The sequence below is a fragment of the Rugamonas sp. FW305-51 genome, assembly GCF_058786935.1.
The window spans coordinates 38,748-63,258 of record NZ_JBYSZG010000013.1 but is presented as its reverse complement, the minus strand read 5'-3'; the positions used below and the strand labels follow the sequence as shown (position 1 = coordinate 63,258).

24 protein-coding genes are annotated in these 24,511 nt (G+C 65.2%); 2 read left to right on the top strand and 22 right to left on the bottom strand.

Features of this window, described 5'->3' with window-relative positions; all coding sequences use genetic code 11:
• Window positions 1–28: 28 nt before the first annotated feature.
• From AC3WOS_RS11515 to ppsA, 5 genes are all read right to left on the bottom strand, one after another.
• Window positions 29–907, bottom strand: a complete 879-nt coding sequence (locus tag AC3WOS_RS11515) for an EamA family transporter (protein ID WP_492716081.1) — start codon at window positions 905–907, stop codon at window positions 29–31.
• 101 nt (window positions 908–1,008) lie between these two features.
• A complete protein-coding gene (locus AC3WOS_RS11510; RefSeq protein WP_492716080.1) occupies window positions 1,009–1,419 on the bottom strand; it encodes a DUF4259 domain-containing protein in 411 nt (136 codons plus the stop codon).
• 27 nt (window positions 1,420–1,446) lie between these two features.
• Complete coding sequence (locus tag AC3WOS_RS11505; protein ID WP_492716079.1) at window positions 1,447–2,373, bottom strand: SPFH domain-containing protein; 927 nt, start codon at window positions 2,371–2,373, stop codon at window positions 1,447–1,449.
• A 76-nt stretch (window positions 2,374–2,449) separates the two neighbouring features.
• The gene (locus tag AC3WOS_RS11500; protein WP_492716078.1) at window positions 2,450–2,869 is read right to left on the bottom strand and encodes an NfeD family protein; all 420 of its coding nucleotides are present in this window, start codon (window positions 2,867–2,869) and stop codon (window positions 2,450–2,452) included.
• Between the two features lie 184 nt (window positions 2,870–3,053).
• A complete protein-coding gene (gene ppsA, locus AC3WOS_RS11495; RefSeq protein ID WP_492716077.1) occupies window positions 3,054–5,501 on the bottom strand; it encodes a phosphoenolpyruvate synthase in 2,448 nt (815 codons plus the stop codon).
• A 165-nt stretch (window positions 5,502–5,666) separates the two neighbouring features.
• Between ppsA and ppsR the strand changes: the two genes are divergently transcribed.
• Window positions 5,667–6,518, top strand: a complete 852-nt coding sequence (ppsR, locus tag AC3WOS_RS11490; RefSeq protein ID WP_492716076.1) for a posphoenolpyruvate synthetase regulatory kinase/phosphorylase PpsR — start codon at window positions 5,667–5,669, stop codon at window positions 6,516–6,518.
• Between the two features lie 25 nt (window positions 6,519–6,543).
• Here the strand turns inward: ppsR and AC3WOS_RS11485 are convergent, their stop codons facing one another.
• The 17 genes from AC3WOS_RS11485 to rpsB all read right to left on the bottom strand — a co-directional run bounded on the left by AC3WOS_RS11485 (window position 6,544) and on the right by rpsB (window position 23,328).
• Window positions 6,544–7,743 (bottom strand): EAL domain-containing protein, encoded by a 1,200-nt coding sequence (locus tag AC3WOS_RS11485; protein ID WP_492716075.1) that lies wholly within the window; start codon window positions 7,741–7,743, stop codon window positions 6,544–6,546.
• 23 nt (window positions 7,744–7,766) lie between these two features.
• The gene (locus AC3WOS_RS11480) at window positions 7,767–8,561 is read right to left on the bottom strand and encodes a TrmH family RNA methyltransferase (protein WP_492716074.1); all 795 of its coding nucleotides are present in this window, start codon (window positions 8,559–8,561) and stop codon (window positions 7,767–7,769) included.
• Between the two features lie 10 nt (window positions 8,562–8,571).
• The gene (gene rnhB, locus AC3WOS_RS11475; RefSeq protein WP_492716073.1) at window positions 8,572–9,210 is read right to left on the bottom strand and encodes a ribonuclease HII; all 639 of its coding nucleotides are present in this window, start codon (window positions 9,208–9,210) and stop codon (window positions 8,572–8,574) included.
• 9 nt (window positions 9,211–9,219) lie between these two features.
• The gene (gene lpxB / locus AC3WOS_RS11470; protein WP_492716072.1) at window positions 9,220–10,377 is read right to left on the bottom strand and encodes a lipid-A-disaccharide synthase; all 1,158 of its coding nucleotides are present in this window, start codon (window positions 10,375–10,377) and stop codon (window positions 9,220–9,222) included.
• Window positions 10,361–11,149, bottom strand: a complete 789-nt coding sequence (gene lpxA / locus AC3WOS_RS11465) for an acyl-ACP--UDP-N-acetylglucosamine O-acyltransferase (protein ID WP_492716071.1) — start codon at window positions 11,147–11,149, stop codon at window positions 10,361–10,363. The genes lpxB and lpxA overlap by 17 nt, the downstream gene beginning before the upstream one ends.
• A 2-nt stretch (window positions 11,150–11,151) precedes the next feature.
• The gene (gene fabZ / locus AC3WOS_RS11460; RefSeq protein WP_492716070.1) at window positions 11,152–11,664 is read right to left on the bottom strand and encodes a 3-hydroxyacyl-ACP dehydratase FabZ; all 513 of its coding nucleotides are present in this window, start codon (window positions 11,662–11,664) and stop codon (window positions 11,152–11,154) included.
• Window positions 11,661–12,716, bottom strand: coding sequence for a UDP-3-O-(3-hydroxymyristoyl)glucosamine N-acyltransferase (gene lpxD / locus AC3WOS_RS11455; RefSeq protein ID WP_492716069.1), 1,056 nt, complete (start codon window positions 12,714–12,716; stop codon window positions 11,661–11,663). The genes fabZ and lpxD overlap by 4 nt, the downstream gene beginning before the upstream one ends.
• Window positions 12,717–12,744: 28 nt before the next feature.
• Entirely contained in the window at window positions 12,745–13,284 is a 540-nt protein-coding gene (locus AC3WOS_RS11450) for an OmpH/Skp family outer membrane protein (protein WP_492716068.1), read from the bottom strand.
• A 37-nt stretch (window positions 13,285–13,321) separates the two neighbouring features.
• Entirely contained in the window at window positions 13,322–15,658 is a 2,337-nt protein-coding gene (gene bamA / locus AC3WOS_RS11445) for an outer membrane protein assembly factor BamA (RefSeq protein ID WP_492716067.1), read from the bottom strand.
• A 120-nt stretch (window positions 15,659–15,778) separates the two neighbouring features.
• Window positions 15,779–17,131, bottom strand: coding sequence for an RIP metalloprotease RseP (gene rseP / locus AC3WOS_RS11440; protein WP_492716066.1), 1,353 nt, complete (start codon window positions 17,129–17,131; stop codon window positions 15,779–15,781).
• Window positions 17,128–18,309 (bottom strand): 1-deoxy-D-xylulose-5-phosphate reductoisomerase, encoded by a 1,182-nt coding sequence (gene ispC / locus AC3WOS_RS11435; RefSeq protein WP_492716065.1) that lies wholly within the window; start codon window positions 18,307–18,309, stop codon window positions 17,128–17,130. Before ispC ends, rseP begins: the two co-directional genes overlap by 4 nt.
• A gap of 11 nt (window positions 18,310–18,320) precedes the next feature.
• Window positions 18,321–19,151 carry a phosphatidate cytidylyltransferase gene (locus tag AC3WOS_RS11430; RefSeq protein WP_492716064.1) on the bottom strand — a complete coding sequence of 277 codons (831 nt, stop codon included), beginning with the start codon at window positions 19,149–19,151 and terminating at the stop codon, window positions 18,321–18,323.
• Window positions 19,151–19,903: a polyprenyl diphosphate synthase gene (gene uppS / locus AC3WOS_RS11425; RefSeq protein WP_492716063.1), complete on the bottom strand. Its 753-nt coding sequence runs from the start codon at window positions 19,901–19,903 to the stop codon at window positions 19,151–19,153. The genes AC3WOS_RS11430 and uppS overlap by 1 nt, the downstream gene beginning before the upstream one ends.
• A 138-nt stretch (window positions 19,904–20,041) precedes the next feature.
• Entirely contained in the window at window positions 20,042–20,602 is a 561-nt protein-coding gene (gene frr / locus AC3WOS_RS11420; protein WP_492716062.1) for a ribosome recycling factor, read from the bottom strand.
• Between the two features lie 45 nt (window positions 20,603–20,647).
• Window positions 20,648–21,364 carry a UMP kinase gene (pyrH, locus tag AC3WOS_RS11415; RefSeq protein WP_492716061.1) on the bottom strand — a complete coding sequence of 239 codons (717 nt, stop codon included), beginning with the start codon at window positions 21,362–21,364 and terminating at the stop codon, window positions 20,648–20,650.
• Between the two features lie 162 nt (window positions 21,365–21,526).
• A complete protein-coding gene (gene tsf / locus AC3WOS_RS11410) occupies window positions 21,527–22,441 on the bottom strand; it encodes a translation elongation factor Ts (RefSeq protein ID WP_492716060.1) in 915 nt (304 codons plus the stop codon).
• Window positions 22,442–22,575: 134 nt separating this feature from the next.
• Window positions 22,576–23,328: a 30S ribosomal protein S2 gene (rpsB, locus tag AC3WOS_RS11405; RefSeq protein WP_492716151.1), complete on the bottom strand. Its 753-nt coding sequence runs from the start codon at window positions 23,326–23,328 to the stop codon at window positions 22,576–22,578.
• Window positions 23,329–23,715: 387 nt separating this feature from the next.
• Here rpsB and AC3WOS_RS11400 point away from each other — a divergent pair, with 387 nt between their 5' ends.
• Entirely contained in the window at window positions 23,716–24,447 is a 732-nt protein-coding gene (locus AC3WOS_RS11400; RefSeq protein WP_492716059.1) for an MHFG family PEP-CTERM protein, read from the top strand.
• Window positions 24,448–24,511 lie beyond the last annotated feature (64 nt).

Sequence of the window (24,511 nt, the reverse complement as noted above, 5' to 3'; positions counted from 1 at the left end):
TATTGGTCGGTACACGAGCTTATTGTAGTTATCTTTTCGGCGCCGTGCCTGTCCGTTTTTGCACAATGACGAGTGCGATGCCGCCCAGGATGGCAACCGACGCCGCCACCAGCCGCAGCGTGAGCGCCTCGCCCAGGAAGACCACGCCGCCCAGCGCGGCGATCACGGGCACGCTCAGCTGCACGGTGGCCGCGCTGGTGGCTTGCAGCGCCGGCAGGGCCGCATACCAGATGGCGTAACCGATGCCGGAGGTGAGCGCGCCGGACGCCACCGCATACAGCAGGCCGGGACCATCAATGGCCGTGCCGCCAGTGCCGCCAACGCCGCCACCGGCCAGGGCCGCGCTCACGGCGATGGCGATCGGCGCCGCGCGCAGGAAATTGCCGGCCGTGACACGGGTGGCGTCGCCCGCGCCCTTGCCGCGCAATGAGTAGACGCCCCATGCCACACCGGCCCCCATCATCAGCAGCGCGCCACCGAGCGGCGGCGCCGTCAGGCCCGGCAGCAGCATGCCCACCAGCCCGGCCAGGGCCAGCAGCAACCCGGCCAGCTGGCGCGGCGCCAGCCGTTCGCCGCCCGCGATGCCGCGCCCTATCATGGTGGCCTGCACGGCGCCGAACAGCAGCAGCGCGCCGCTGGCAGCCGCCAGGTTCACGTAGGCGAACGAGAAACCGGCCGCGTAGGCATACAGGGCCAGCGCCGACAGCCAGTTGCCCTGCCCTGTCGCCGCCGGCGCGCGCAGGCGCGCGATCAGCCACAGGGCCAGCGCGCCGGACACGAGACGGACGGTGGTAAAGCTGGCCGGGTCGATGGCCGTGTGCTTGAGCGCCACCCGGCACAGCAGGGAATTGCCGGCGAAGGCGAGCATGGCAATGGCGGTCAGGAGGACGATGCGGGCAGCGGGCATGGGCGGTTCTCTGGAAGTTCATCGGTGGCGCCGGCGTTCAACCGTGCCCGCACGCGCGGCGGCGGCGTCACCAGCCCGCGCAGCCTGTCACAGCCAGCTTGCTACAGGCTGACACGGCCCTTCAGTTCTTCGACGGCGGCACGCCACTCGTCGTAGTGTTCGCTGTCGGCCCACAGTTCGCGCAGTTCCGACTGCTCCGACAGGATGCGCGCGATGACGCGGTGCGCCTTCTCGGCCAGGTCGGGCCGCGCCCGTTGCGGATGCTCGGCGATCCACAGATCGACCGGCTCGCTGTCCTCGTCGCGCTTGCCCCAGTGGCCCTGCATGCGCGCGATAACTTCGATGGCCACCAGCGCCTCGGCCGCGAACGGTGCCTCCAGCACATCGCCACCGTTGTCGAGCGCCGTGTCGAGCGTGTTCTCGACGGCCTCCATATTGCGCGTCTCCTGCAAGTCTTCCGCCCAGTCCTGCGCGTAGTCGTTGCCGAAAGCATGCGTTGCCCATGTTCCCATCGTGTTCTCCTGTTGCCGGCGCTGTTGTCAGCTTGGTTTCTGCGATTTCACCACCTGCATGGCGGTGGCGATCAAGCCGCTCATATCGCCCATGTTGGCGGGGATGATGACGGAATTGTTGGTCTTGGCCAGCTGCGCGAAGGCGTTCACGTACTGCTCGGCCACCTTGAGGTTGACGGCGTCGGCGCCGCCCGGCGCCTGGATCGCGGCGCCCACTTCGCGCAGTGCGCTGGCGGTGGCGTCGGCCAGCGCCACGATGGCGGCCGCCTGGCCCTGTGCGCGGTTGATGGCAGCCTGCTTCTCGCCTTCCGAGCGGGCGATGGCTGCCTCCCGTTCGCCGGTAGCGATGTTGATCTGCTCCTGCTTGCGCCCTTCCGAGGCGGCGATCAGGGCCCGCTTCTCGCGTTCGGCCGTGATCTGGGCCTGCATCGAATGCAGGATTTCCTTCGGTGGCGTGAGGTCCTTGATCTCGTAGCGCAGCACCTTGACGCCCCAGTTGGCGGCCGATTCGTCGATCGCGTTGACGATGGCGGTGTTGATGTGGTCACGCTCCTCGAACGTCTTGTCCAGTTCCATGCGGCCGATCACGGAGCGCAGCGTGGTCTGCGCCAGCTGGGTGATGGCGGCGATGTAGTTGGACGAACCGTAGGAGGCGCGCATGGCGTCGGTAATCTGGAAGTACAGGATGCCGTCCACCTGCAGCTGCGTATTGTCCTTGGTGATGCAAACCTGTGGCGGCACGTCGAGCGGGATCTCCTTGAGCGAATGCTTGTAGGCGATGCGGTCGACAAACGGGATCACGATGTTCAGGCCCGGCCCCAGCGTGGCGTGGAACTTGCCCAGCCGCTCGACGACCCAGGCGTGCTGCTGCGGGACGACGTTGATGGTCTTGAACACGAAGACCAGCGCCAGGATGAACAGGATAAGGCTGACGTTGCCGATGCCGAATTCCATATAATTTCTCCGGTTATTATTGATTGAGTGATGGTGAACGATGGTGAAACAGGCGGCGCTCAGCCGCTCAGGCCGCTCAGGCCGCGACGATGAGGCGGCTGCCCCGCACTTCGCGTATCGTGTACTGCCCCGGCGCCGCCGGGGCGCCCGGCGCCAGCTCCACGTCCCACAGCGCGCCGCGGTACATCACGCGCGCCGTGCCGTCCTGCCACTGCGGCACGTTGATGGTCTGGCCGATGTCGAGGTTGACGTTGGGGTCGCGCGCCGTGTCGGTACGGGTGGGCCGCCCGAACTTGCTGCGCCGGAGCACGCCCGTGGCCACCAGCCCGACGGCGGCCGCCACCAGTGTCTGCACCGGCGTGCCGGCCCCGGCCAGCGCGGCCAGCGTGCCCGCCATCAGGCCGATGGCGATCATCAGCAGGTAGAAGGTGCCGGTAAACAGTTCCAGTATCGCCGTGGCGCCGGCCGCCACCAGCCAGAAACTCCAGTCAGCCATGATGTGCTCTCCGTTCAAAAATGCAAAAACCCCCGCCGCCCGGTTGGGCCACGAGGGTTTTTGCTGCGATGCGGTCGGTATTAATGGTGGTTGGTCATACGTTTCGATATATCCAGTCTAACGCAAATCAGGCCAGCGTCAACTTTTTATTGTTCGATTTTCACCATTAATTCCCTGACAAAGCTTACAGCCGGCTGGCCAGCTGCTGCCACGTTTCGACCACCGAGTCCGGATTGAGCGACATCGACTCGATGCCTTCGCTCATCAGCCAGACGGCGAAGTCCGGATGGTCCGAAGGGCCCTGGCCGCAGATGCCGATGTACTTGCCTTGTGCGCGGCAAGCCTTGATCGCCATCGACAGCAGCGCCTTGACGGCCGGATCGCGCTCGTCGAAGTCGGCCGCCAGCAGGGCCATGCCGGAATCGCGGTCCAGGCCCAGCGTCAGCTGGGTCAGGTCGTTGGAACCGATCGAGAAGCCGTCGAAGTGCTGCAGGAACTGGTCGGCCAGGATGGCGTTCGATGGCACTTCGCACATCATGATCAGGCGCAGGCCGTTTTCGCCGCGCTTGAGGCCATTCTTGCCCAGCAGGTCCACCACCTTCTCGGCCTGGCCCAGGGTACGCACGAACGGCACCATGATCTCGACGTTGGTCAGGCCCATGTCGTTACGCACGCGCTTCATGGCCAGGCATTCCATCTCGAACGACTCGGCGAAGTCCGGCGACAGGTAGCGCGCGGCGCCGCGGAAGCCCAGCATCGGGTTTTCCTCGTCCGGCTCGTAGCGCGAACCGCCGATCAGCTTCTTGTACTCGTTCGACTTGAAGTCGGACAGGCGCACGATGACCGGTTTCGGCCAGAACGCGGCGGCGATGGTGGCGATACCTTCGGCCAGCTTGTCGATGTAGAAGGCCTTGGGCGACGCGTGGCCACGGGCCACCGATTCCACGGCTTTCTTCAGGTCGGCGTCGATGTTCGGGTATTCCAGGATCGCCTTCGGGTGCACGCCGATGTTGTTGTTGATGATGAACTCCAGGCGGGCCAGGCCCACACCGGCGTTCGGCACCGACTGGAAGTCGAAGGCCAGCTGCGGATTGCCCACGTTGAGCATGATCTTGGTCGGCAGCTTGGGCAGTTCGCCGCGCTGCACTTCCGTCACTTCCGTTTCCAGCAGGCCGTCGTAGATCTTGCCCTCGTCGCCTTCGGCGCAGGACACGGTGACGAAGGTGCCGTCCTTCAGCACTTCGGTCGCGTTGCCGCAACCAACGACTGCCGGCACGCCCAGTTCACGGGCGATGATGGCCGCGTGGCAGGTACGGCCGCCACGGTTGGTGACGATGGCCGAAGCGCGCTTCATCACCGGCTCCCAGTTCGGGTCGGTCATGTCGGCCACCAGCACGTCGCCCGGCTGCACGCGTTCCATTTCCGACGGATCGGTAATGACGCGCACGGGACCGGCGCCGATCTTCTGGCCGATGGCACGGCCCGAGGTCAGCACGGTGCCGCTCGATTTGAGCTTGAAGCGCTGCTGCGCGTCGGTCGCCTTGTGCTGCGACTTGACCGTCTCGGGACGGGCCTGCAGGATGTACAGCTTGCCGTCGCGGCCGTCCTTGCCCCACTCGATGTCCATCGCGCGGCCATAGTGGTTCTCGATGATGACGGCGTACTTGGCCAGTTCCACCACTTCGCTGTCGTTCAGCGAATAGCGGTTGCGCTGCTCGACCGGCACGTCCACGGTGCGCACGGAGCGGCCAGCCTTGGCTTCTTCCGTGAACTCCATCTTGATCAGCTTGGAGCCGATGTTGCGGCGGATGACGGGCGACTTGCCCTTTTCCAGCATCGGCTTGTGGACGTAGAACTCGTCCGGATTGACGGCGCCCTGCACCACCGTCTCGCCCAGGCCATAGCTGGAGGTGACGAACACCACGTCCTTGAAGCCGGACTCGGTATCGATGGTAAACATCACGCCGGCCGCGCCCAGGTCGGAACGCACCATGCGCTGCACGCCGGCCGACAATGCCACTTCGGCGTGGGTGAAGCCCTTGTGCACGCGATACGAGATGGCGCGGTCGTTGTACAGCGACGCGAACACGTGCTTCATCGCGTCCAGCACGTTTTCGATGCCGACCACGTTCAGGAAGGTCTCCTGCTGGCCCGCGAACGAGGCGTCCGGCAAGTCTTCCGCGGTGGCGGAGGAACGCACGGCGAACGACATTTCGGTCGACGAGTCGGCCACCAGGCGGTGGTAGAACTCCTCGATTTCCTTGGCCAGGCGGGGCTGGAACGGCGTGTCGATGATCCATTGGCGGATCTCGGCGCCGGCCTGGGCCAGCGCGCGCACGTCGTCGATGTTCAGATGCTCGAGACGATCGGCGATACGGTCGGCCAGGGGCTGGCCGCCGTCCACGCTGTACGACAGGAAGTCACGGAATGCCTGGGCCGTGGTGGCAAAGCCGCCCGGCACGCGCACGCCGGCTTCGGCCAGCTGGCTGATCATCTCGCCCAAAGAGGCGTTCTTGCCGCCGACCGATTCCACGTCCGTCATGCGCAAGTGCTCGAATGAAGCGACGTACACCGCTTCGCCGGGATTACCCTGTTGTTGCTCCTTCAATGCTACGTTGGACAAACTGGTCATAATGACACCCTTACTTGAGATAGAAATCTTCACGCGAGGCGCCGACATTCAATCTTGTTATTCTTAGCGTCGTGCAGCACAATCTTACCGTTGCCGGACATTTTACAGCCTGCGGCGCAAATTGACGATTCACATTCCCTTAAAGCTCACTTCAAGCTCACTTCAATGACTCAAGAACAACGCCCGCCACTGCCAAATGCGGCCCGTACGGTATTTTTTGTATCGGATGGCACCGGCATCACGGCCGAAACTTTCGGTCACTCCGTGCTGACCCAGTTCGACCTGCGCTTCCGCCAGGTGCGCCTGCCCTTCATCGACACGGTGGACAAGGCCCACGACGCGGCGCGCAAGATCAACGAAGCCTTCGTCACGGACGGCCAGCGCCCCATTATCTTTTCGACACTGGTCAAGACGGATCTGTCGCACGTGATCCGGCAGTGCAAGGGCATGCACATGGACCTGATCCAGACCTTCGTGGCGCCGCTGGAGCAGGAACTGGGCGTGAAATCGACCCACACCATCGGCCGCTCGCACAACATCGTCGATTCGGAAGAATACAAGAACCGCATCGAGGCCATCAACTTCTCGCTGGCGCACGACGACGGCCAGTCGCACAAGAACCTGGCCTCGGCCGACGTGATCCTGGTGGGCGTGTCGCGCTCGGGCAAGACGCCCACCAGCCTGTATCTGGCCATGCAGTACGGGATCAAGGCCGCCAACTACCCGCTGATCCCGGACGATTTCGAGCGCGGCAAGCTGCCAACTTCGCTGTACGCCTACAAGAGCAAGATCTTTGGCCTCAGCATCACGCCGGAACGGCTGGCCGAGATCCGCAACGAGCGCCGCGCCGGCAGCAAGTACGCCTCCATCGAGAATTGCCGCTATGAAGTCAACGAGGCGGAAAACATGATGAAGCGCGAAGGCATACGGTGGCTGTCATCGACCACCAAGTCGATCGAGGAGATCTCCACCACCATCCTGCAGGAGATCAAGCCTAATCACCGCGGTCAATACTGACCTGGCTTAGAAGGCCACTTCTTGGTCAGAAGAAGTGGCGCCAGTCGTCAAGCCATGCCGGGAAGTCCTCCACCGGCATCGGCTTGGCGATGTAATAGCCCTGGGCGTAAGTGCAGCCCAGCCCCTGCAGGAAGTCCCAGTCCTGCTTGGTCTCCACGCCCACCGCCACCGAGCGGCGGTCCAGGTTGCGCGCCAGTCCCAGGCAGGAGCGCAGCACCACGCCGATGGCGGCCCGCCTGGAAGCGCCATCCACGAAGCTGCGGTCTATCTTCAGCTCCGAGAACGGAATGCGCGCCAGCAGCTGCAGGTTGGAGCGCCCGGTGCCGTAATCGTCGATGGCCAGGCCAAAGCCCAGCATGCGCAGGCGCAGCAGCCGCTCCAGGAAATGGGGTTCGGTGGTCAGCACGGCCGATTCGGTCATCTCGAACGTGATGTAGTCGGGCAGGATGCGGTGCCGCTCCAGGCAGGCGCCGATCTGCGCCATGAACTGGGGATGGGCCAGCGTGCTCTGGTCCACGTTGACGGAAAACGAGATCGGAATGCCCTGGTCGTGCAGCGTGCGGCAGGCCGCCACCGATTTCTCGATCATGCTCCAGTCGAGGAAATCGACCCGGTGGTTGTCTTCCAGCGCCTTGATGAACGCTTCCGGCCCCAGTACGCCATATTCGGGATGGCGCCAGCGGGCGAACATCTCCAGGCCCTTGACCTGGCCCGTCTCCAGTTCGATCTTGGGCTGGAAATACGGGTCGAACTGGCGCGCCTGCAGGCCGCGCCCCACTTCCGCAAACGTGAAAGTGCGCCCCGCCACGCCCTCGGGCGGCGCCAGGGGCACGGCGCTGTAGTTGGCGACCAGCTCGGCCAGGCGGCCGGCCGTGACGGGCTTGGGTATCGTGCCCAGCAGGTTGATGCCGTAGGCCAGCGCCATGGTCTCGACCGAGAACAGCACGGCATTGCTCTGCGCGCCGATGATGACGATGCCGGCCCGGCAGCGCGCCTCGGACAGGCGCCGTATCAGTTCCAGTCCGTCCATGCCCGGCAGCGCCAGGTCGATGACGCCCACGTCGACCGGCGGATTGATGCCGTCGTCGAAGTGGCGCAGCGCCGTGTGGCCGTCCGGCGCCTGCGTGATGTGGCCCGCGCCCAGGTGGACCAGGATGTCGGCCAGCGCCTGGCGTTGCGCCATTTCGCCTTCGGCTACCAGGAAGTGCAACTGCCGGTTCTCCATGCCTGCTCCGTTCCGTTCTGTTTTTACAAAGTAGCCACTTGATTCTGCCTGACTTGCTCGAAAAAGCATACCGCCGCGCAGGCTGCCACGTTCAGCGACTCGACCTGGCCCAGGTGCGGGATCACCACCTGGTGGCGCGCCATGGACAGCAGGTCGTCCGCCACGCCCTGCCCCTCGTGGCCGAACAGCCAGGCCACGGGCTGGCGCAGGTCCACGTCGTACAGGCGCTGGGTGGCGTAGCCGCTGGTGGCCAGCGTGGCGATCGGGGAGCCGGACACCAGCGGCGCCAGGTCCACGTTCTCGTAGATGTCGAGCACGAAGTGCGCGCCCATGGCCGCGCGCAGCACCTTGGGCGACCAGCAGAACGCCGTGCCGGCGCTGCAATAGACTTCCCTGATGCCGGCCGCCGCTGCGCTGCGCAGGATGGAACCGACGTTGCCGGGGTCCTGCACGTTATCGAGCAGCACGGCCGACACGGACAGCGGCGCCGTCACCAGGCGCTCGGGCGTATCGATCAGGAACATCACGCCCACGCCGTGTTCGACCTGGCTGACGGCGTTGTAGAGCGCGTCCGGCAAGCCCATCACGTGCGCGTGCTGCGCCTCCAGCTGGCCCACGATGTCGGCCACTTCCGGGTTCTGCAGCGCCGTCTCGCTGACGATGCACTGCACCGGCTGGCCGCGCAGCTGCAGATAGGTCTGGCACAGGTGCACGCCGTCGAGCAGCGTGCGGCCGGCCTTGCGGCGCGCCTGCGAGCTGCCCGCCAGGTGCTTGAGTTCCTTGTATTGCGCGTTGTCGCGCGAGGTGATGGTTTTCATACTCGTATTTTTATTCTTCGGTTGGAGTGAGCGGACCGGCCGCCAGCGCCGCGCGCACGGGCGCGAACGAGCGCCGGTGCACGGGCGAGGCGCCGAATTCGCGCAGGCGCGCCAGGTGCAGCGCCGTACCGTAGCCCTTGTGCTGGTCGAAGCAGTATTGCGGATAGGCCGCGTGCAGCGTCACCAGCGCCGCGTCGCGCGCCGTCTTGGCCAGGATGGAGGCAGCCGAGATGGCGTCCACCTTGTCGTCGCCGCCGATCACGGCGATGGCCTGGATCTTCATCACGGGGCAGCGGTTGCCGTCGATCAGGGCCAGCGTGGGCCGCACGCCGAGCGCCTCCACGGCGCGCTGCATGGCCAGCATGGAGGCGTGCAGGATGTTGAGCTTGTCGATTTCCGCTTCCGACGCCTCGGCGATGGCCCACGCCAGCGCCTGCGCCTTGATCAACGGCGCCAGCAGGTCGCGTTTGGCTTCGGTCAGCTTCTTGGAGTCGCGCAGGCCGCCGATCGGACGCGCGGGATCGAGGATCACGGCCGCCGCGAACACGGGACCGGCCAGCGGCCCGCGTCCGGCTTCATCGACGCCGCAAATGATTTCATCGGGCGACGCGGGCAAATCGTCGAACAGGCCGGGCTGGTTGGGGTTCACGGTGGGGCTTTACTGGGCGTTGAGGACTTTGAGCACGGCGGCCGCGCTCTCCTGCGCGCTGTTGCGCAGCAGGCTGTGATGCATGTCGGTGAAACGCTGGGCCAGCCGCAGGCGGTGCGGCGCGTCGCTCAGCTGCTGCCACATGGCGTCGGCCAGCGCCTGCGGGCTGGCCGCGTCCTGCAGCAGCTCGGGCACCAGGAACTCGCGCGCCAGGATGTTGGGCAGGCCGATCCAGGGCTGGTAGCCGAAGTGGCGCAGGATCTGCCATTCGGCCGCCATCATCTTGTAGGCGATCACCATCGGCTTCTTGAACAGCGCCACCTCCAGCGAGGCCGTACCGGAGGCCACCAGCACCGCGTCGGCGGCGGCGATGGCCGTGTGCGACTGGCCGTCGAGCAGCTGGATTTCCACGTCCTGCAGGCCGGCCTGGGCCACCAGTTCCAGGAAATACTGGCGCTGGCGTTCGCCCGCCATGGGCGCCACGAAGCGCAGCGAGCGGTCGCGCTGCAGCAGCAGGCGCGCCGCGCCCATGAAGGCGGCCGTGTTGTACTTGATCTCGGACATGCGGCTGCCCGGCATGATGGTGACGACGTTGGCGTCCTCCGCCAGCCCCAGCGCGCGCCGTGCGGCCGCCTCGTCCGGCTGCACGGGGATCGTCTCGGCCAGCGGGTGGCCGACATAGGTCACCGGCACGCCGGCCTGGCGGTAGATCTCCTCCTCGAACGGGAAGATCACCAGCATGTGCGAGACGGCCTTGATGATTTTCCTGATCCGTCCGCCGCGCCAGGCCCAGATCTGCGGTCCGATGTAATGCACGGTGGGGATGCCGGCCGCCTTGAGCTGCATTTCCAGTCCCAGGTTAAAGCCGGGATAGTCGGCGCCGATGAAGGCGGCCGGCCGTTCGGCCAGCAACTGGTCGCGCAGCGCGTTCTGGATGCCCTTGATCTCGCGGTAGCGCGGGATCACGGCCAGCAGGCCGCGCACGGTCAGCTTGTCCATCGGCCAGTGCGACTCGAAGCCCTGGGCCATCATCTGCTCGCCGCCGATGCCGTGGAAACGGGCGTGCGGCAGCTGCGGGCGCAGCCCCGACAGCAGGCGCGCCGCCAGCACGTCGCCGGACGGCTCGCCGGCGACCATGGCGATGCTCAGGTCAGCGGACGATGCCACGGGTCGCCATGCCGAGGAATTCGCGCATGGCGCGGATCTGGTCTGCCGCCGCCGGCGTGGCCAGTTCTTCGGCCTCCAGCGCCGCCTTGGCCTCTTCCAGCGTCAGGCCGGAACGATAGATCAGCTTGTAGGCGGTGCGGATGCCGTTGATCTGCTCGCGCGTAAAGCCGCGCCGTTTCAGCCCTTCGATGTTGACGCCGTGGGCCTGGGCCGGATTACCGTTCAACAGCACGAACGGCGGCACGTCCTGGGTCAGGCTGGTGCTCATGCCGACAAAGGCGTGGGCGCCGATCTTGCAGAACTGGTGCACGTTGGCGAAGCCGCTCATGATGACCCAGTCGCCGATCTCCACGTGGCCCGCGATCTGGGCGTTGTTGGAGAAGATGGTGTTGCTGCCCACCTGGCAGTCGTGCGCCAGGTGCACATAGGCCGAGATCCAGTTGTCGTTACCGAGGCTGGTCACGCCCTTGTCCTGCACGGTGCCCGTGTTGAAGGTGCAGAACTCGCGGATCGTGTTGCGGTCGCCGATGGTCAGGCGGGTCGGTTCGCCGTTCCACTTCTTGTCCTGCGGCGCGGCGCCGATGGAGGAGAACTGGAACAGCTTGTTGTCGCGCCCGATGGTGGTGTGGCCCTCGATCACCACGTGCGGACCGACCACGGTGCCGGCGCCGATAGCGACGTGGGGGCCGACGATGGAATACGGTCCCACCTGCACCGAACTGTCGAGCTGCGCGCGCGGATCGACGATGGCCGTCGCGTGTATCTTCGACATGGTTACTTCCCTGCTGGCTGGCTGGCGTCGGCCGCGCTGCGGATGGTGCACATCAGTTCAGCTTCGACGGCGGTCTGGCCGTCCACGCTGGCCACGGCCTTGTATTTCCAGATGCCGCGCGAGACGCGCACGATCTCGACGTTCATCACCAGCTGGTCGCCCGGCTCCACCGGCCGCTTGAAGCGCGCGTTGTCGATGCCCACGAAGTAGACCACCGAGTTCTCGTCCGGCTTCACGTCCATGGTCAGGAACGACAGGATGGCGGCGGTCTGCGCCATCGCCTCGATCATCAGCACGCCCGGCATGACCGGCTTGTGGGGGAAGTGGCCGTTGAAGAATTCCTCGTTGGCCGTCACGTTCTTGATGGCGGTGATGGTCTTGCCCGATTCCCAGTCCAGCACGCGGTCCACCAGCAGCATCGGATAGCGGTGCGGCAGGTATTGCTTGATGGCGTGGATGTCCAGGCACTTCTTGGTGCAGGTGGACTCGGAAGTTACGGTAGCGGTAGTAGTCATGATTCGTCTTGGTTCGTCAGTGTTTTAATTGTTTTTTCCAGTGCGCGGATCTTGTCGCGCATGGTGGCCAGGTTGCGCACGATGGCGGCCGATTTTTCCCATTCGGCGTTCTTGGCCAGCGGGTAGAAACCCGTGTACTGGCCCGGTTCGAGGATGGAGCGCGATACCATGCTGCCCGAGGAAATGTGGACCCGGTCGGCAATCGTCAAATGCCCCAGCACCATGGCCGCGCCGCCGAAGGTGCAGTACTTGCCGATGATGGCGCTGCCGGCCACGCCGACGCAGCCGGCCATGGCCGTGTGGGCGCCGATGCGGCAGTTATGGCCGATCTGGATCTGGTTGTCGAGCTTGACGCCATCCTCGATCACGGTGTCGGCCAGCGCGCCGCGGTCGATGGTGGTGTTGGCGCCGATGTCGACGTCGTCCCCTATCATCACCCGGCCCGTCTGCGGAATCTTGATGTAGACCCCGCCCTCGTTGGCAAAGCCGAAGCCGTCGGTGCCGATCACGGCGCCCGAATGGATGATGCCGCGCGCGCCGATCTGGCAGCGGGCGTGGAAGGTCACGTTGGCAAACAGGTGGGTGGCGGCGCCGATCACGGCCTCGCGCCCGATGTAGCAGCCGGCGTCGATCACGGCGCCCTCGCCGATCACGGCGCCCGCCTCCACCGTCACCTGGGCGCCGATGTGGGCGCTGGCGGCCACCTGCGCGGAGCCGTCCACGCTGGCCGAGGGATGGATGCCGGCGGCCGGCACGATTTCGTCGAGCGACGCGAAATACTGGGCGGCGCGGGCGAAATACACATAGGGGTTGGCGGTGACGATACGCGCGCCGGCGTAACCGGCGGCGATGTAGGCGTCGTCGGCGGCCGAGACGATCAGGGCCGCCGCCTGGCTGTGCGCGGCCTGCGCGCGCAGCTTGCTATTGCTCAGAAAGCTGATGTGCGAAACGCCGGCGTCCGTCAGCGGTGCGATCCCCGTCACTTCCAGGTTGGGATCGCCGACCAGCTGGCCGCCCAAGCGTTCGACCAATGCTCCTAGTCGAGTGCCCATCGGGGTGTTCCAATCTTAATGGTTAGGCTTATTTGTCTTTGTCCAGCGCGGCCAGCACCTTGTCGGTGATGTCGATGCGCGGGCTGGCCCACACGGCGTCCTGCAGCACGATGTCGAAACCTTCCACCTGGGCCAGCTGCTTGATGATCCTGGTCGCCTTCTCCGAGATGGCGGCCCGTTCCTCGTTGGTGCGCTGGTTCAGGTCTTCGCGGAACTCGCGGTTGCGGCGCTGGTATTCCTTGTCCAGCTCAAACAGTTCGCGCTGGCGCTTGGCCCGTTCCGGCTCGACCAGCGTGGGCAGGTCCTTGTCCAGCTTTTCGGACGCCGTCTTCAGGCGCGCCGCCATTTCCTGCACGGCCTTGTCGCGCGACTTGAATTCCTCGGCCAGCTTCTCGCCGGCCAGCTTGGCCAGCTTGGACTCGTTATAGATGCGTTCCGGGCTGAGCCAGGCGATGCGCGACATCTGGACCGCCGACGGTGCCTGCGCCTGGGCTTGCGCCCCGGCGGCGCACCAGCCCAACGCCAGCACGGCAAGATACTTGGTCAAGGTAGCGGATGCAGTCTTCAACTTAATTCTCCGTGGCAATTATGTGTCTGGTTCGGCGTCAGAAGCCGGTACCCATCTGGAACTGGAAGCGTTCCAGGCGGTCGCCCGGCTTGGCATTCAGGGGCTTAGCATAACTCAACTTGAGCGGACCGACCGGCGAAATCCAGCTGATACCCAGACCGGTAGAATAGCGCAGTTCCGAAGCGCGCATCTTCTGGCCTTCCTGGTAGACCTGGCCCGTGTCGAGGAAGCCGAACCAGCGCAGGCTGCGGTCGGTGCCCGAACCGGGGAACGGCATCTGCAGCTCGGCGTTGCCGATCAGGCGCTCGGCGCCGCCCAGCGCGTCGAAGTTGACCGGGTCCACCGCGCCCAGCGAGGAGCTCAGGTAGCCGCGCACGGAACCGATGCCGCCCGCGTAGAAGGTCTTGAACACCGGGTAGGGATTGTGGCCGATGCCGTGGCCGAAGTCGATCTCGCCCTTGAGCGCCAGCGTGACCTTGGGGTGCAGCGGCTTGTACCACTGCTGCTCGTAGACGGCGCGGTAGTATTTCTGCTGGCCGGCCACGTCCAGTTCCAGGTTGGCGCGCTGGTAGCGGCCAATGGTCGGGGTGATGGCGCTGTCGCGGCTGTCGCGGGCCCAGGCCGCCGTCAGCGGCAGCGCGTTGGTGACGGCGCTGCCCACGCCGTCGGCGGCGCCGGTCAGGCTGGTGACGTAATTCTTGAACCGGGCCGGGCTGGTGCTGTCGGTGTCGATGCGCGAGCGCTCGGCGCCGATGCCGAAGAACACGGTATCCGTTTCCGAGAACGGCACGCCGTAGTTGATGGTGCCGCCCTGCTGGCGGATGGTATAGCTGCCCACGTTGAGCGCCGGCGGCTGCTGCGTGCGCAGGTAGACCGAGAACGAGCGCGACACGCCGTCGTCCGTGTAGTACGGATCGGTGTCGGAGAACGAGATGGTGCGGCTGTACTTGCTCGTGTTCAGTTCCAGGCCCACGGTGGTGCCGCTGCCGGCGAAGTTGGCTTGCTGGATGGCGGCCTGGAAGGTGAACTTTTCGGCCTGCGAGAACGCGCCGCCGATCTGGAAGTTACCGGTCGGCTTTTCCGTCACCGTCAGGTTCACGTCCACCTGGTCGGAGGTGCCCTGCGCTTCGGGCGTATCGATGGTGACGTCCTTGAAGTAGCCCAGGCGGTCGACCCGGTCGCGCGACAGCTTGATCTTGTTGGCGTCGTACCAGGACGACTCGAACTGGCGGAACTCGCGCCGTATCACCTCGTCGCGGGTGGTGGTGTTGCCGGCGATGTTCATGTGGCGCACGTAGGCGCGCTTGCCCGGATCGATGAAGAAGGTGAACGCCACCTCGCGCTTGGCGCGGTCGATCTCGGGATTGGCGTTGACGTTGGCGAAGGCGTAGCCGAAGGTGCCCAGCCGGTCCGAGATCAGCTTGTTGGTGGCCGTCAGGCGCTCGCCCGAGTAGATCTCGCCCTTCTTGAGCAGCACCAGCGAGCGCAGCTCGGCTTCGCGGCCGAAGGTCTCGCCGTCGAACTTGAGGTCCGACACCTTGTACTGCTCACCCTCGGTGATGTTGATGGTGATGTAGATGTCCTTCTTGTCGGGCGTGATCGAGACCTGGGTCGACTCGACCTGCATCTCGATGTAGCCGCGGTTCAGGTAGAACGACTTGAGCGACTCGATGTCGCCGGTCAGCTTGGTCTTGGAATACTGGTTGGCCTTGGTGTACCAGCTGAACCAGCCGCCCGTGTTCAGGGCCAGCTGTTCCTTGATCTCGCTGTCGGAGAACACCTTGTTGCCGACGATGTTGATCTGCTTGATCTTGGCCACCTCGCCCTCGTCCACGGCGAAGGTCACGTTGACGCGGTTACGCTCGATCGGGGTGACGGTGGTGGTGATCTTGACGCCGTACAGGCCGTGCGACAGGTACTGGCGCTTGAGCTCCTGCTCGGCGCGGTCGACCGAGGCCTTGTCGAAGATCTTGGCCTCGCCCACGCCGATGTCCTTCAGGGCCTTGACCAGCGTGTCCTTCTCGAATTCCTTGGTGCCGGTGAATTCCACCTTGGCGATGGCGGGCCGTTCCTCGACCAGCACCACCAGCACGTTGCCGTCCGCTTCCAGCCGCACGTCCTTGAAGAAACCGGTGGCATACAGCGCCTTGATGGCGGCCACGCTCTTCTCGTCGTTGAAGGTCTCGCCGACCCGCACCGGCAGGTAGCTGAACACCGTACCGGCTTCCGTGCGCTGGATCCCTTCGACGCGGATATCTTTGACGGTGAAGGGTTCGATGGCAAGCGCGCTGCCGGCACACATGGCCAGGACGGCGGCGCCGATCAGACTGCGGCGAAAGGAAGGCGAGGCGATACGGTCAGAATGTAATTTCATTGGCTAAATCGATGGCTAATTCATTGAACTACTCATTGGACTACTCGTTGGACCATTTTTATTATCGGACCACTTCTGCACAACGCTGCGCCGGCCGCGCCATCGGCGGCATAGGTACTGCTACAGCAGGCGCGCCACGTCGTTGAATACCGCCAGCATCATCAGGCCGACCAGCAGGCCGATACCAAGGCGTTGCGCTATCTCGCCAAAACGCTCCGGCACGGGGCGCCCGGTCAAAACTTCCAGCGAATAATACAGCAAAAGCCCCCCATCTAGAACGGGTATGGGGAGCAAATTCATCACGCCCAGACTGATGCTGATGAAGGCGACGAAGCTCAGGTAGCTGGCCGCGCCTATCCGTGCGGTCTGGCCGGCATAATCGGCGATCGTGATCGGGCCGGTCACGTTCTTCCACGACACCTCGCCGATGATCATCTTGCCGATCATCTTGAGCGTCATGGCGCTGGTGTCCCACACCTTGTCGAGCGCCTTGCCCAGCGCCGCCACGGGCCCGGCCCGCACGACGATCATATCCGGCATCTGCGCCACCATCGCGCCGATCTTACCGACTGTTACAGTTCCCTTACCTTCCTTTTCGGCCACCGGCGTGACGGCCAGTTCCAGCGTCTGGCCGGCGCGGCGCAGGCCGATGCGCACCGTCCTGCCGCCGGCCGGACGGATGCGTTCGATGAAGGCGGGACCGTCGGCCACCGCCGCGCCGTCCACGCTCAGTATCAGGTCGCCCGCCTGCAGGCCGGCCTGCGCGGCCGCGCCGCCGGGCAGCACCTGGTCGATCACGGGCGCGGGACGGGCCAGCGTCAGGCCCAGGTGGCCCAGCACGTCACCCTCCAGGTCCAGCGCGACCAGCGCCGACGCCGGCAGTTCCGGCGCATAGCGGCCCATGCCCGGGCGCTCCACGTCCAGCCGCGCCGGGCGCTTGTCGATGGCGGCCTGGATCACCTGCCAGCGCAACTCGGACCAGCCGCTCACGGCGTGGCCGTTGACGCCGGCCACCAGGTCGCCCCGGCGCAGGCCCGCCTGTTCGGCCGCGCTGCCGGCCACCGGCGCGCCCAGCTTGCTCGACGGCTCGGCCACGCCGGCCATATACAGGCCGGTAAACAACACGATGGCGATCAGGAAGTTGGCCAGCGGGCCGGCGGCCACGATGGCGATCCGGCGCCACACGTTCTGGCGGGTGAATTCGCGCCGCAGGTCCTGCGGCGCCAGGGCACTCAGGTCCTGCTCGCGGCTGTCGAGCATCTTGACGTAGCCGCCCAGCGGCAGCGCCGAGATGGCCCATTCCGTCTGGTCGGCGCCGAAGCGGCGCGACCACACCACCTTGCCCATGCCGATCGAGAAGCGCAGCACCTTGACCCCGCACCAGCGCGCCACCAGGTAGTGGCCCAGCTCATGGAACAGGATCAGTGAACCCAGCGCGACGACAAAAGCCAGCAGCGTCGTGAGCGCGTTCATTTTGCGTGGCTGCCGATGTAGGCGTGGGCCGCGGCGCGGGCCAGCGCGTCCTGCTCCATCACGGCGGCGATGCTGCTGGCCGCTTCATGGGGCACGGTTTGCATCACGTGCGCGATCACGCGGTCGATCTGGCGGAAGCCGATGCGCAGCTCGAGGAACGCTTGCACGGCGATCTCGTTGGCCGCGTTGAGCAGGGCCGGCGCCGTGCCGCCCGCGCGCAGCGCCTCGAACGCCAGCGCCAGGCAGGGGAAGCGCACCAGGTCGGGCCGCTCGAACTGCAGCGCGCCCATCTGCGTCAGGTCCAGCTGCGCCACGCCGGAGGCGATGCGCTCGGGCCAGGCCAGCGCGTGCGCGATCGGGGTGCGCATGTCGGGGTTGCCCAGCTGGGCCAGCACGGAACCGTCCACGTACGACACCATCGAGTGGATCACGCTTTGCGGATGGATCACCACCTCGATCTGGTCGGCCGGGGCGCCGAACAGCCAGTGGGCCTCGATCACTTCCAGGCCCTTGTTCATCATGGTGGCCGAGTCGACCGAGATCTTGCGGCCCATGACCCAGTTCGGGTGCTTGCAGGCTTGCTCCGGCGTGACGGCGTCGAGCGTGTCGACGGCGCGCGCCAGGAACGGGCCGCCGGAGGCCGTCAGCAGCACCTTGGCCACGCCGGCCGCGGCCGGGACGCGGCCGTAGCCATGCGGCAGGCACTGGAAGATGGCATTGTGTTCGCTGTCGATCGGCAGCAGCACGGCGCCGCTGTCCTGCACGGCGTCCATGAACAGCTGGCCGGACATGACCAGCGCTTCCTTGTTGGCCAGCAGCACCTTCTTGCCGGCGCGGGCGGCGGCCAGCGTGGGCGCCAGGCCGGCCGCGCCGACGATGGCCGCCATCACGGCGTCCACTTCGGGCGCGCTGGCGATGGCGCACAGGGCTTGCTCGCCCCACGCCACTTCCGTGCGCAAGCCCTTGGCCCGCAGCAGCGCGCCCAGGCGGTCGGCGGCGGCGGCGCTGCCGACCACGGCGCGCGCGGGACGGAACTGTTCGCACTGGGCGGCCAGTTCGTCGACCCGGCTGTGGGCCGACAGCGCGTAGACGGAATAGCGCTCGGGATGGCGGGCCAGCACGTCCAGCGTGGAGACGCCGATCGAACCGGTGGCGCCGAGTATGGTGATGCGTTGCATAGCGACTTCCTTCACAGCCAGGAACCGATCAGCGCCGCCATGGGCAGCACCGGGATCAGGGCGTCAATACGGTCCAGCACACCGCCGTGGCCGGGCAGCAGCTGGCTGCTGTCCTTCATGCCGGCGCGGCGCTTGAGCTGGGATTCGAACAGGTCGCCGGCGATGCTGGCGGCGACCAGCAGCAGCAGGATGGCCAGCGTGGCCAGCCAGCCCATCCTGGCCTGCAGGCGCACGGCGAAGGTGTCCTGCAGCCACGGCGCGGCCGGCGCGGCCACGATGGTGACGGCGGCCATCACCAGCACGATGGCGGCGCCGCCCAGGGCGCCCTCCCACGACTTGCCGGGCGAGATGGTGGGCGCCAGCTTGCGGCGGCCGAAGGCCTTGCCGCAGAAGTAGGCGCCGATGTCGGCCACCCACACCAGCGCCATGGCCGACAGCAGGAAGGCCGGCGAATGCTGGAACAGGGCCACGATGGCGTAGAAGCAGCCGAACAGGGCAAAGGCGAAGGTCACGCCCAGCGTCCAGTTGCCCGCGCCCTGCAGCGGCGGCAGGCCCAGGCCCAGCGACGGCGCGAAGCGGATCGCCCACAGCAGCGCGCACACGCCGAACAGGGAGCCGACGGCGCCCGGCTTGGCGTGATACATGCCGTACACGAAGGCGGCCGCGCACACGGCGGCAAACAGGGGCGCCAGCTTGAGGCCGAACAAGCGTCCCGCCTCCCACATGGCGGCGCCGAAGAACAGCGTGGCCACCACCACGAAGGCGGGGAAATACTGGAAGAACAGCACCGGCAGCAGTACCGCCAGCAGGACCAGAGCGGTCAGGATCCGGGTTTTGAGCATCAGCTTGTCTTTTCTGCCAATTGGTCGCCGGTGCGGCCGAAGCGCCGCTCCCGGTTCTGGTAAGACGCGATGGCCGCGTCCAGGCTGTCGATGGAAAAATCGGGCCAGTAGGTGTCGGTGAAGAACAGTTCCGTGTAGGCCAGCTGCCACAGCAGGAAATTGGAGATGCGCTGCTCGCCGCCGGTGCGGATGAACAGGTCCGGCTCGGGCGCGTAGGCCATGGCCAGGTGCGGCGCCAGCTGCTCTTCCGTGAAGTCGGTGGCGCCCGGGTGGGTGGCCACCATCTTGCCCACCGCTTGCATGATGTCCCAGCGCCCGCCGTAGTTGGCGCACACGGTCAGCGTCATGCGGGTGTTGGCGGCCGTCTTGCGTTCGGCCGAGGCGATCATGGCGCGCAGCTTGTCGTCGAAGCGGCGCAGATCGCCCACCACCTTGAGGCGGATGTTATTGGCGTGCAGCTTGGACACCTCGCGCTCGAGGGCCGTGACGAACAGGCGCATCAGCAGCGACACTTCCTCTTCCGGCCGGCGCCAGTTCTCGGAACTGAAGGCGAACACGGTCAGGTATTCCACGCCGCGGCGGGCGCATGCTTCCACCACGGTACGCACCGCTTCCACGCCCTTGACGTGGCCAGCCACGCGCGGCAAGAAGCGCTTGGTGGCCCAGCGGCCATTGCCGTCCATGATGATGGCCACATGGCGCGGTACGGCGGGCGCATCCGGTACAGCAGTGGTCGAACTCGTATATTTCATGAAAATACTAATGCCAAAGTATAAAGTATTACAGCTGTACCGCTAAAACACAACAGGGGCCAGACCCGCGCTGGCCGCGCCCGGTGTCGCCGGCGCGGCCATACAGGGTCTGACCCCGGCACTGAGGCCAGCGGCCGCTTACACCGTCAGCACTTCCTTTTCCTTCTCCGCCACCATCTTGTCGATGTCGGCGATGAACTTGTCGGTCAGCTTCTGCACTTCTTCCGACGCACGGCGCTCGTCGTCTTCCGAGCAGGCCTTGTCCTTGACCAGCTTTTTCAGCGATTCGTTGGCGTCGCGGCGGATGTTGCGCACGGCGATCTTGGCGTCCTCGCCCTCGCCCTTGCACAGCTTGACCATTTCCTTGCGGCGCTCTTCGGTCAGCGGCGGGGTCGGCACGCGGATCACGTCGCCCTGCGACGACGGGTTCAGGCCCAGGTCGGCGTCACGGATGGCTTTCTCGATGGTGGCGGCCATCTTCTTTTCGTACGGCTGCACGCCGATGGTACGGGCGTCGATCAGGTTGACGTTGGCGACCTGGCTCAGGGCCGTGGGGCTGCCGTAGTACTCGACCATCACGTGGTCCAGGATGCCGGTGTGGGCCCGGCCGGTGCGGACCTTGGCCAGGTCCGCGCGCAGGGTTTCCAGGGACTTGACCATGCGGTCTTGGGCATTCTTTTTAACGTCAGCTAAGGACATTGCTGCTCTCCTGTATCTTGGGTAGGACTATCTGTAGATGGAAACTTAAACGTGCACCAGTGTACCTTCATCCTCGCCCATGATCACGCGCATCAGCGCGCCGGGTTTGGTGATGGAGAACACCTTGATCGGCAGTTTCTGGTCGCGGCACAGCGCGAAGGCGGTGGCGTCCATCACCTGCAGGTGCTTGGCGATGGCTTCATCGAAGGTGATCGAGTGGAACAGGGTGGCGTGCGGATCCTTCTTGGGATCGGCCGTGTAGACGCCGTCGACCTTGGTGGCCTTGAGCACGATCTCGGCGCTCACTTCCGAGCCGCGCAGCGCGGCGGCCGTGTCGGTGGTGAAGAAGGGATTGCCGGTGCCGGCGGCGAACACGACCACCTTGCCCTCTTCCAGGTACTGCAGCGCCTTCGGGCGCACGTAGGGCTCGACCACCTGCTCGATGCCGATGGCCGACATGACGCGCGCCGTGATGCCCACGTGGCGCATGGCGTCGGCCAGGGCCAGCGCGTTCATGACGGTGGCCAGCATGCCCATGTAGTCGGCCGTGGCGCGGTCCATGCCCTGGGCGCCGGGCGCGACGCCACGGAAGATGTTGCCGCCACCGATGACGATCGCCAGTTCCACACCCATCTTCGCCACCTCGGCCACGTCGGCCACCATCCGCTCGATCGTGCCGCGGTTGATGCCGTACGGGTCGTCACCCATCAGGGCCTCGCCGGACAATTTGAGGAGGACGCGCTTGTAGGCTGGTTTTGACATGAGCTGGGGCTCCTTAATTGGGGTTATTCGGGTCTGACTGCCGGCGGACGGTGTACGCACGCGATGATACCGCGTTGCGCCGTGCCGGGGTGTTACAAGCCCGCAGGCCGGGGTGGCCGGGACGGCGGGCTAAAAAAACGGGCCTCGCGGCCCGTTTTCACATTACGCTCCTTTGGAAGCGGCCATTTGCGCGGCCACTTCAGCGGCGAAGTCGTCTTGCTTCTTCTCGATCCCCTCGCCCACCACAAACATGGTGAACGCTTTCACGGTGGTCGCCTTCTCTTTCAGCATCTGCTCGATCGACTGCTTGTCGTTCTTGACGAAGGCCTGGTTCAGCAGCGACACTTCTTTCAGGAACTTCTGCACGGAGCCTTCCAGGCGCTTGGCCAGGATTTCCGGCGACTGCACCGGCTTGCCTTCGGCCACGGCCTTGGCCGCGTCTTCTTCGGCCTTCAGCTTGGCCACCGAGCGCTCTTTTTCGATCAGTTCGGCAGGCACCTGGTCAGCCGACAGCGACACCGGCTTCATGGCGGCGATGTGCATCGCCACGTCCTTGCCCACTTGCTCGTCGGCGCCGTCGAATTCCACCATCACGCCGATGCGGCTGCCGTGCAGGTAGGAAGCCAGCTTGGCCGTCGTCTCGAAACGCTGGAAGCGGCGGATCGACATGTTCTCGCCGATCTTGCCGATCAGGGCCGAGCGCACTTCGTCCAGGGTCTTGCCGTCGCCGGCCGGCAGGGCCAGCAGGGCAGCCACGTCGGCCGGGTTGTGCTCGGCGACCAGCTTGGCGGCCGTGTTGGCCAGGTTCATGAAGTCATCGTTCTTGGCCACGAAGTCCGTTTCCGAGTTCACTTCGACCAGGGCGCCCACGCCGTTGGCGATATGGGTCACCACCACGCCTTCAGCCGTGATGCGGGCCGATGCCTTGGACGCTTTGCCGCCCAGCTTGACGCGCAGGATCTCTTCCGCGCGGGCCATGTCGCCATCGGCCTCCGTCAGGGCTTTTTTGCATTCCATCATTGGTGCGTCGGTCTTGCCGCGCAGTTCGCCTACCATCGCTGCAGTAATCGCTGCCATGTGTTTCTCCTGTATTCTGTGGGGGTTGTGGTATGGGGCGGCGCACAGTACGGCGCCCAGCGCCCGGACCACGACATTAAAAAAAAGGGGGAGCTGCTGCCACCCCTTTTTCCTTGCTACTGACGAACCGACAATTATGCCTGTTCGTTCACTTCGACGAACTCGTCGCCAGCAGCAGCCTTGATCATTTCAACGACTTCGTTGCCGGCAGCGGCACGGCCTTCGAGGATGGCATCAGCCACACCGCGGGCGTACAGCATGATGGCTTTCGAGGAGTCATCGTTACCTGGGATCACATAGCTCACGCCTTCTGGCGAGTGGTTGGTATCGACCACGCCGATGACAGGGATGCCCAGTTTTGCCGCTTCGGTGATCGCACCTTTGTGGTAGCCGACGTCAACGACGAAGATCGCGTCAGGAACGCCACCCATCTCCTTGATGCCGCCGATCGACTTCTGCAGCTTGACCATTTCGCGTTGGAACATCAGCGCTTCTTTCTTCGACAGCTTCTCGACGGAACCATCTTCGATCGACGCTTCCATGTCTTTCAGGCGCTTGATCGAGGTCTTGATCGTTTTGAAGTTGGTCAGCATGCCGCCCAGCCAACGCTGGTCGACGAAAGGAACGCCTGCGCGCTGAGCTTCAGCGGCGATGATGTCGCGGGCTTGACGCTTGGTGCCGACCATCAGGATGGTGCCACGGTTCGAAGCGACCTGTTTCACGTGCTTCATCGCTTCCTGATACATAGCCATCGTCTTTTCCAAGTTGATGATATGGATCTTATTGCGGTGACCGAAGATGAACGGTGCCATCTTTGGGTTCCAGAAACGGGTTTGGTGACCGAAGTGGACACCGGCTTCCAGCATTTCGCGCATAGTTACGGACATAATAAACTCCAGGGTTGGGTCTGGAATCCGATCAGTCACCATGAAGGCACCCTTGTCGACCGGATTCGCGTGTGTAGTTAAAAAATTCTCACCTTTTTTACAACATTGCTCAAAACCGAATTCAAGCAACCCGAGATTCTACCGCAAAACCCCCTCCTTAATCAAGCGCGACGTCAGGCGCCCGCATGGCGACGCTTGCCTTTTTTTTAATGTTACCCATGTCAAGAAAAATTCCTGTCATTTTGATGAAATATTTCTAGCGAGTGTGGTTTAAAAAGCAGCAATTGAATGCCGGAACGTATTATCATTAGGAAAACTATAGTTCTGTAATGGCAATACCGAGTTGCAGAACACTATAAACCAGCATAACAATGGGAAGACCTCATCATGTCCATCGCTCTCGCTGTAACGCTTGCCGCCCTGTCCACCGTGCAGCCCAGCTGCTCCTGGGACCGGCCAGGCGTGAATCCCTACACGGGCAATGCGAACGCCGCCATTGACCGTTACACCGACCTGCCGCCGGCGGTGCGGGCGGAACTGAAAAAACGCGTCGCCAGCAAGCAGCCTGACGACATGGTCAACATCACCCGTGACGCCATCACCAGCGACAGCACCGGCGCCTACGACCCGGCCATCCGCGACATGCACTTCGGCGCCGCCTCCGTGTGCCACAGCGTGACCCGCAACAAGTGGGCCAGGAGCCGCAGCGAAAGCGCGGCCGTCTATTGCGCCGAGAACCACTGCATCCTGGTACCCAAGATCTGCGGCAACATCAGCCGCATCACACGTCCGTCCGCGCCCGTGGCCCATGCCGCGGAAGACGGCGCCGGCGGCCGCGCCCCCATCCTGGTGGCCGCCGCGGCGCCGGTAGTGCTGGCGCCGGCCGAGGCGCCATTGGCGGTGTTCGCGCCGCGCGAAGTGCCACTGGCGCCGCCGGTGCCGGTGGCCGCACCGCCGGCATTTGTCAATTCCGCCCCGCCGTTCGAAGTGCATGTCGGCCTGCCACCGCCACCACCGTTGCCGCCGTCACCACCGCCGGTGCCGGAAGCGGACAGCTGGGCCATGCTGCTGGCCGGCCTGGGCGTGCTGGGCTGGCTGGCCAAGCGCCGCGCCGCCTGATCCCGCCCCTCCCTACGGGCGCGCCGCCGGCGCGCCGCACAGGCGCTGCCCCGGTCCGCACGGG

Excerpts from the sequence above, each read along its gene's own strand:
- AC3WOS_RS11515 (WP_492716081.1), bottom strand. The coding sequence starts at position 907 with ATGCCCGCTGCCCGCATCGTCCTCCTGACCGCCATTGCCATGCTCGCC.
- AC3WOS_RS11510 (WP_492716080.1), bottom strand. The coding sequence starts at position 1,419 with ATGGGAACATGGGCAACGCATGCTTTCGGCAACGACTACGCGCAGGAC.
- AC3WOS_RS11505 (WP_492716079.1), bottom strand. The coding sequence starts at position 2,373 with ATGGAATTCGGCATCGGCAACGTCAGCCTTATCCTGTTCATCCTGGCG.
- AC3WOS_RS11500 (WP_492716078.1), bottom strand. The coding sequence starts at position 2,869 with ATGGCTGACTGGAGTTTCTGGCTGGTGGCGGCCGGCGCCACGGCGATA.
- ppsA (WP_492716077.1), bottom strand. The coding sequence starts at position 5,501 with ATGACCAGTTTGTCCAACGTAGCATTGAAGGAGCAACAACAGGGTAAT.
- ppsR (WP_492716076.1), top strand. The coding sequence starts at position 5,667 with ATGACTCAAGAACAACGCCCGCCACTGCCAAATGCGGCCCGTACGGTA.
- AC3WOS_RS11485 (WP_492716075.1), bottom strand. The coding sequence starts at position 7,743 with ATGGAGAACCGGCAGTTGCACTTCCTGGTAGCCGAAGGCGAAATGGCG.
- AC3WOS_RS11480 (WP_492716074.1), bottom strand. The coding sequence starts at position 8,561 with ATGAAAACCATCACCTCGCGCGACAACGCGCAATACAAGGAACTCAAG.
- lpxA (WP_492716071.1), bottom strand. The coding sequence starts at position 11,149 with ATGTCGAAGATACACGCGACGGCCATCGTCGATCCGCGCGCGCAGCTC.
- fabZ (WP_492716070.1), bottom strand. The coding sequence starts at position 11,664 with ATGACTACTACCGCTACCGTAACTTCCGAGTCCACCTGCACCAAGAAG.
- lpxD (WP_492716069.1), bottom strand. The coding sequence starts at position 12,716 with ATGGGCACTCGACTAGGAGCATTGGTCGAACGCTTGGGCGGCCAGCTG.
- bamA (WP_492716067.1), bottom strand. The coding sequence starts at position 15,658 with ATGAAATTACATTCTGACCGTATCGCCTCGCCTTCCTTTCGCCGCAGT.
- rseP (WP_492716066.1), bottom strand. The coding sequence starts at position 17,131 with ATGAACGCGCTCACGACGCTGCTGGCTTTTGTCGTCGCGCTGGGTTCA.
- ispC (WP_492716065.1), bottom strand. The coding sequence starts at position 18,309 with ATGCAACGCATCACCATACTCGGCGCCACCGGTTCGATCGGCGTCTCC.
- AC3WOS_RS11430 (WP_492716064.1), bottom strand. The coding sequence starts at position 19,151 with ATGCTCAAAACCCGGATCCTGACCGCTCTGGTCCTGCTGGCGGTACTG.
- uppS (WP_492716063.1), bottom strand. The coding sequence starts at position 19,903 with ATGAAATATACGAGTTCGACCACTGCTGTACCGGATGCGCCCGCCGTA.
- frr (WP_492716062.1), bottom strand. The coding sequence starts at position 20,602 with ATGTCCTTAGCTGACGTTAAAAAGAATGCCCAAGACCGCATGGTCAAG.
- pyrH (WP_492716061.1), bottom strand. The coding sequence starts at position 21,364 with ATGTCAAAACCAGCCTACAAGCGCGTCCTCCTCAAATTGTCCGGCGAG.
- tsf (WP_492716060.1), bottom strand. The coding sequence starts at position 22,441 with ATGGCAGCGATTACTGCAGCGATGGTAGGCGAACTGCGCGGCAAGACC.
- rpsB (WP_492716151.1), bottom strand. The coding sequence starts at position 23,328 with ATGTCCGTAACTATGCGCGAAATGCTGGAAGCCGGTGTCCACTTCGGT.
- AC3WOS_RS11400 (WP_492716059.1), top strand. The coding sequence starts at position 23,716 with ATGTCCATCGCTCTCGCTGTAACGCTTGCCGCCCTGTCCACCGTGCAG.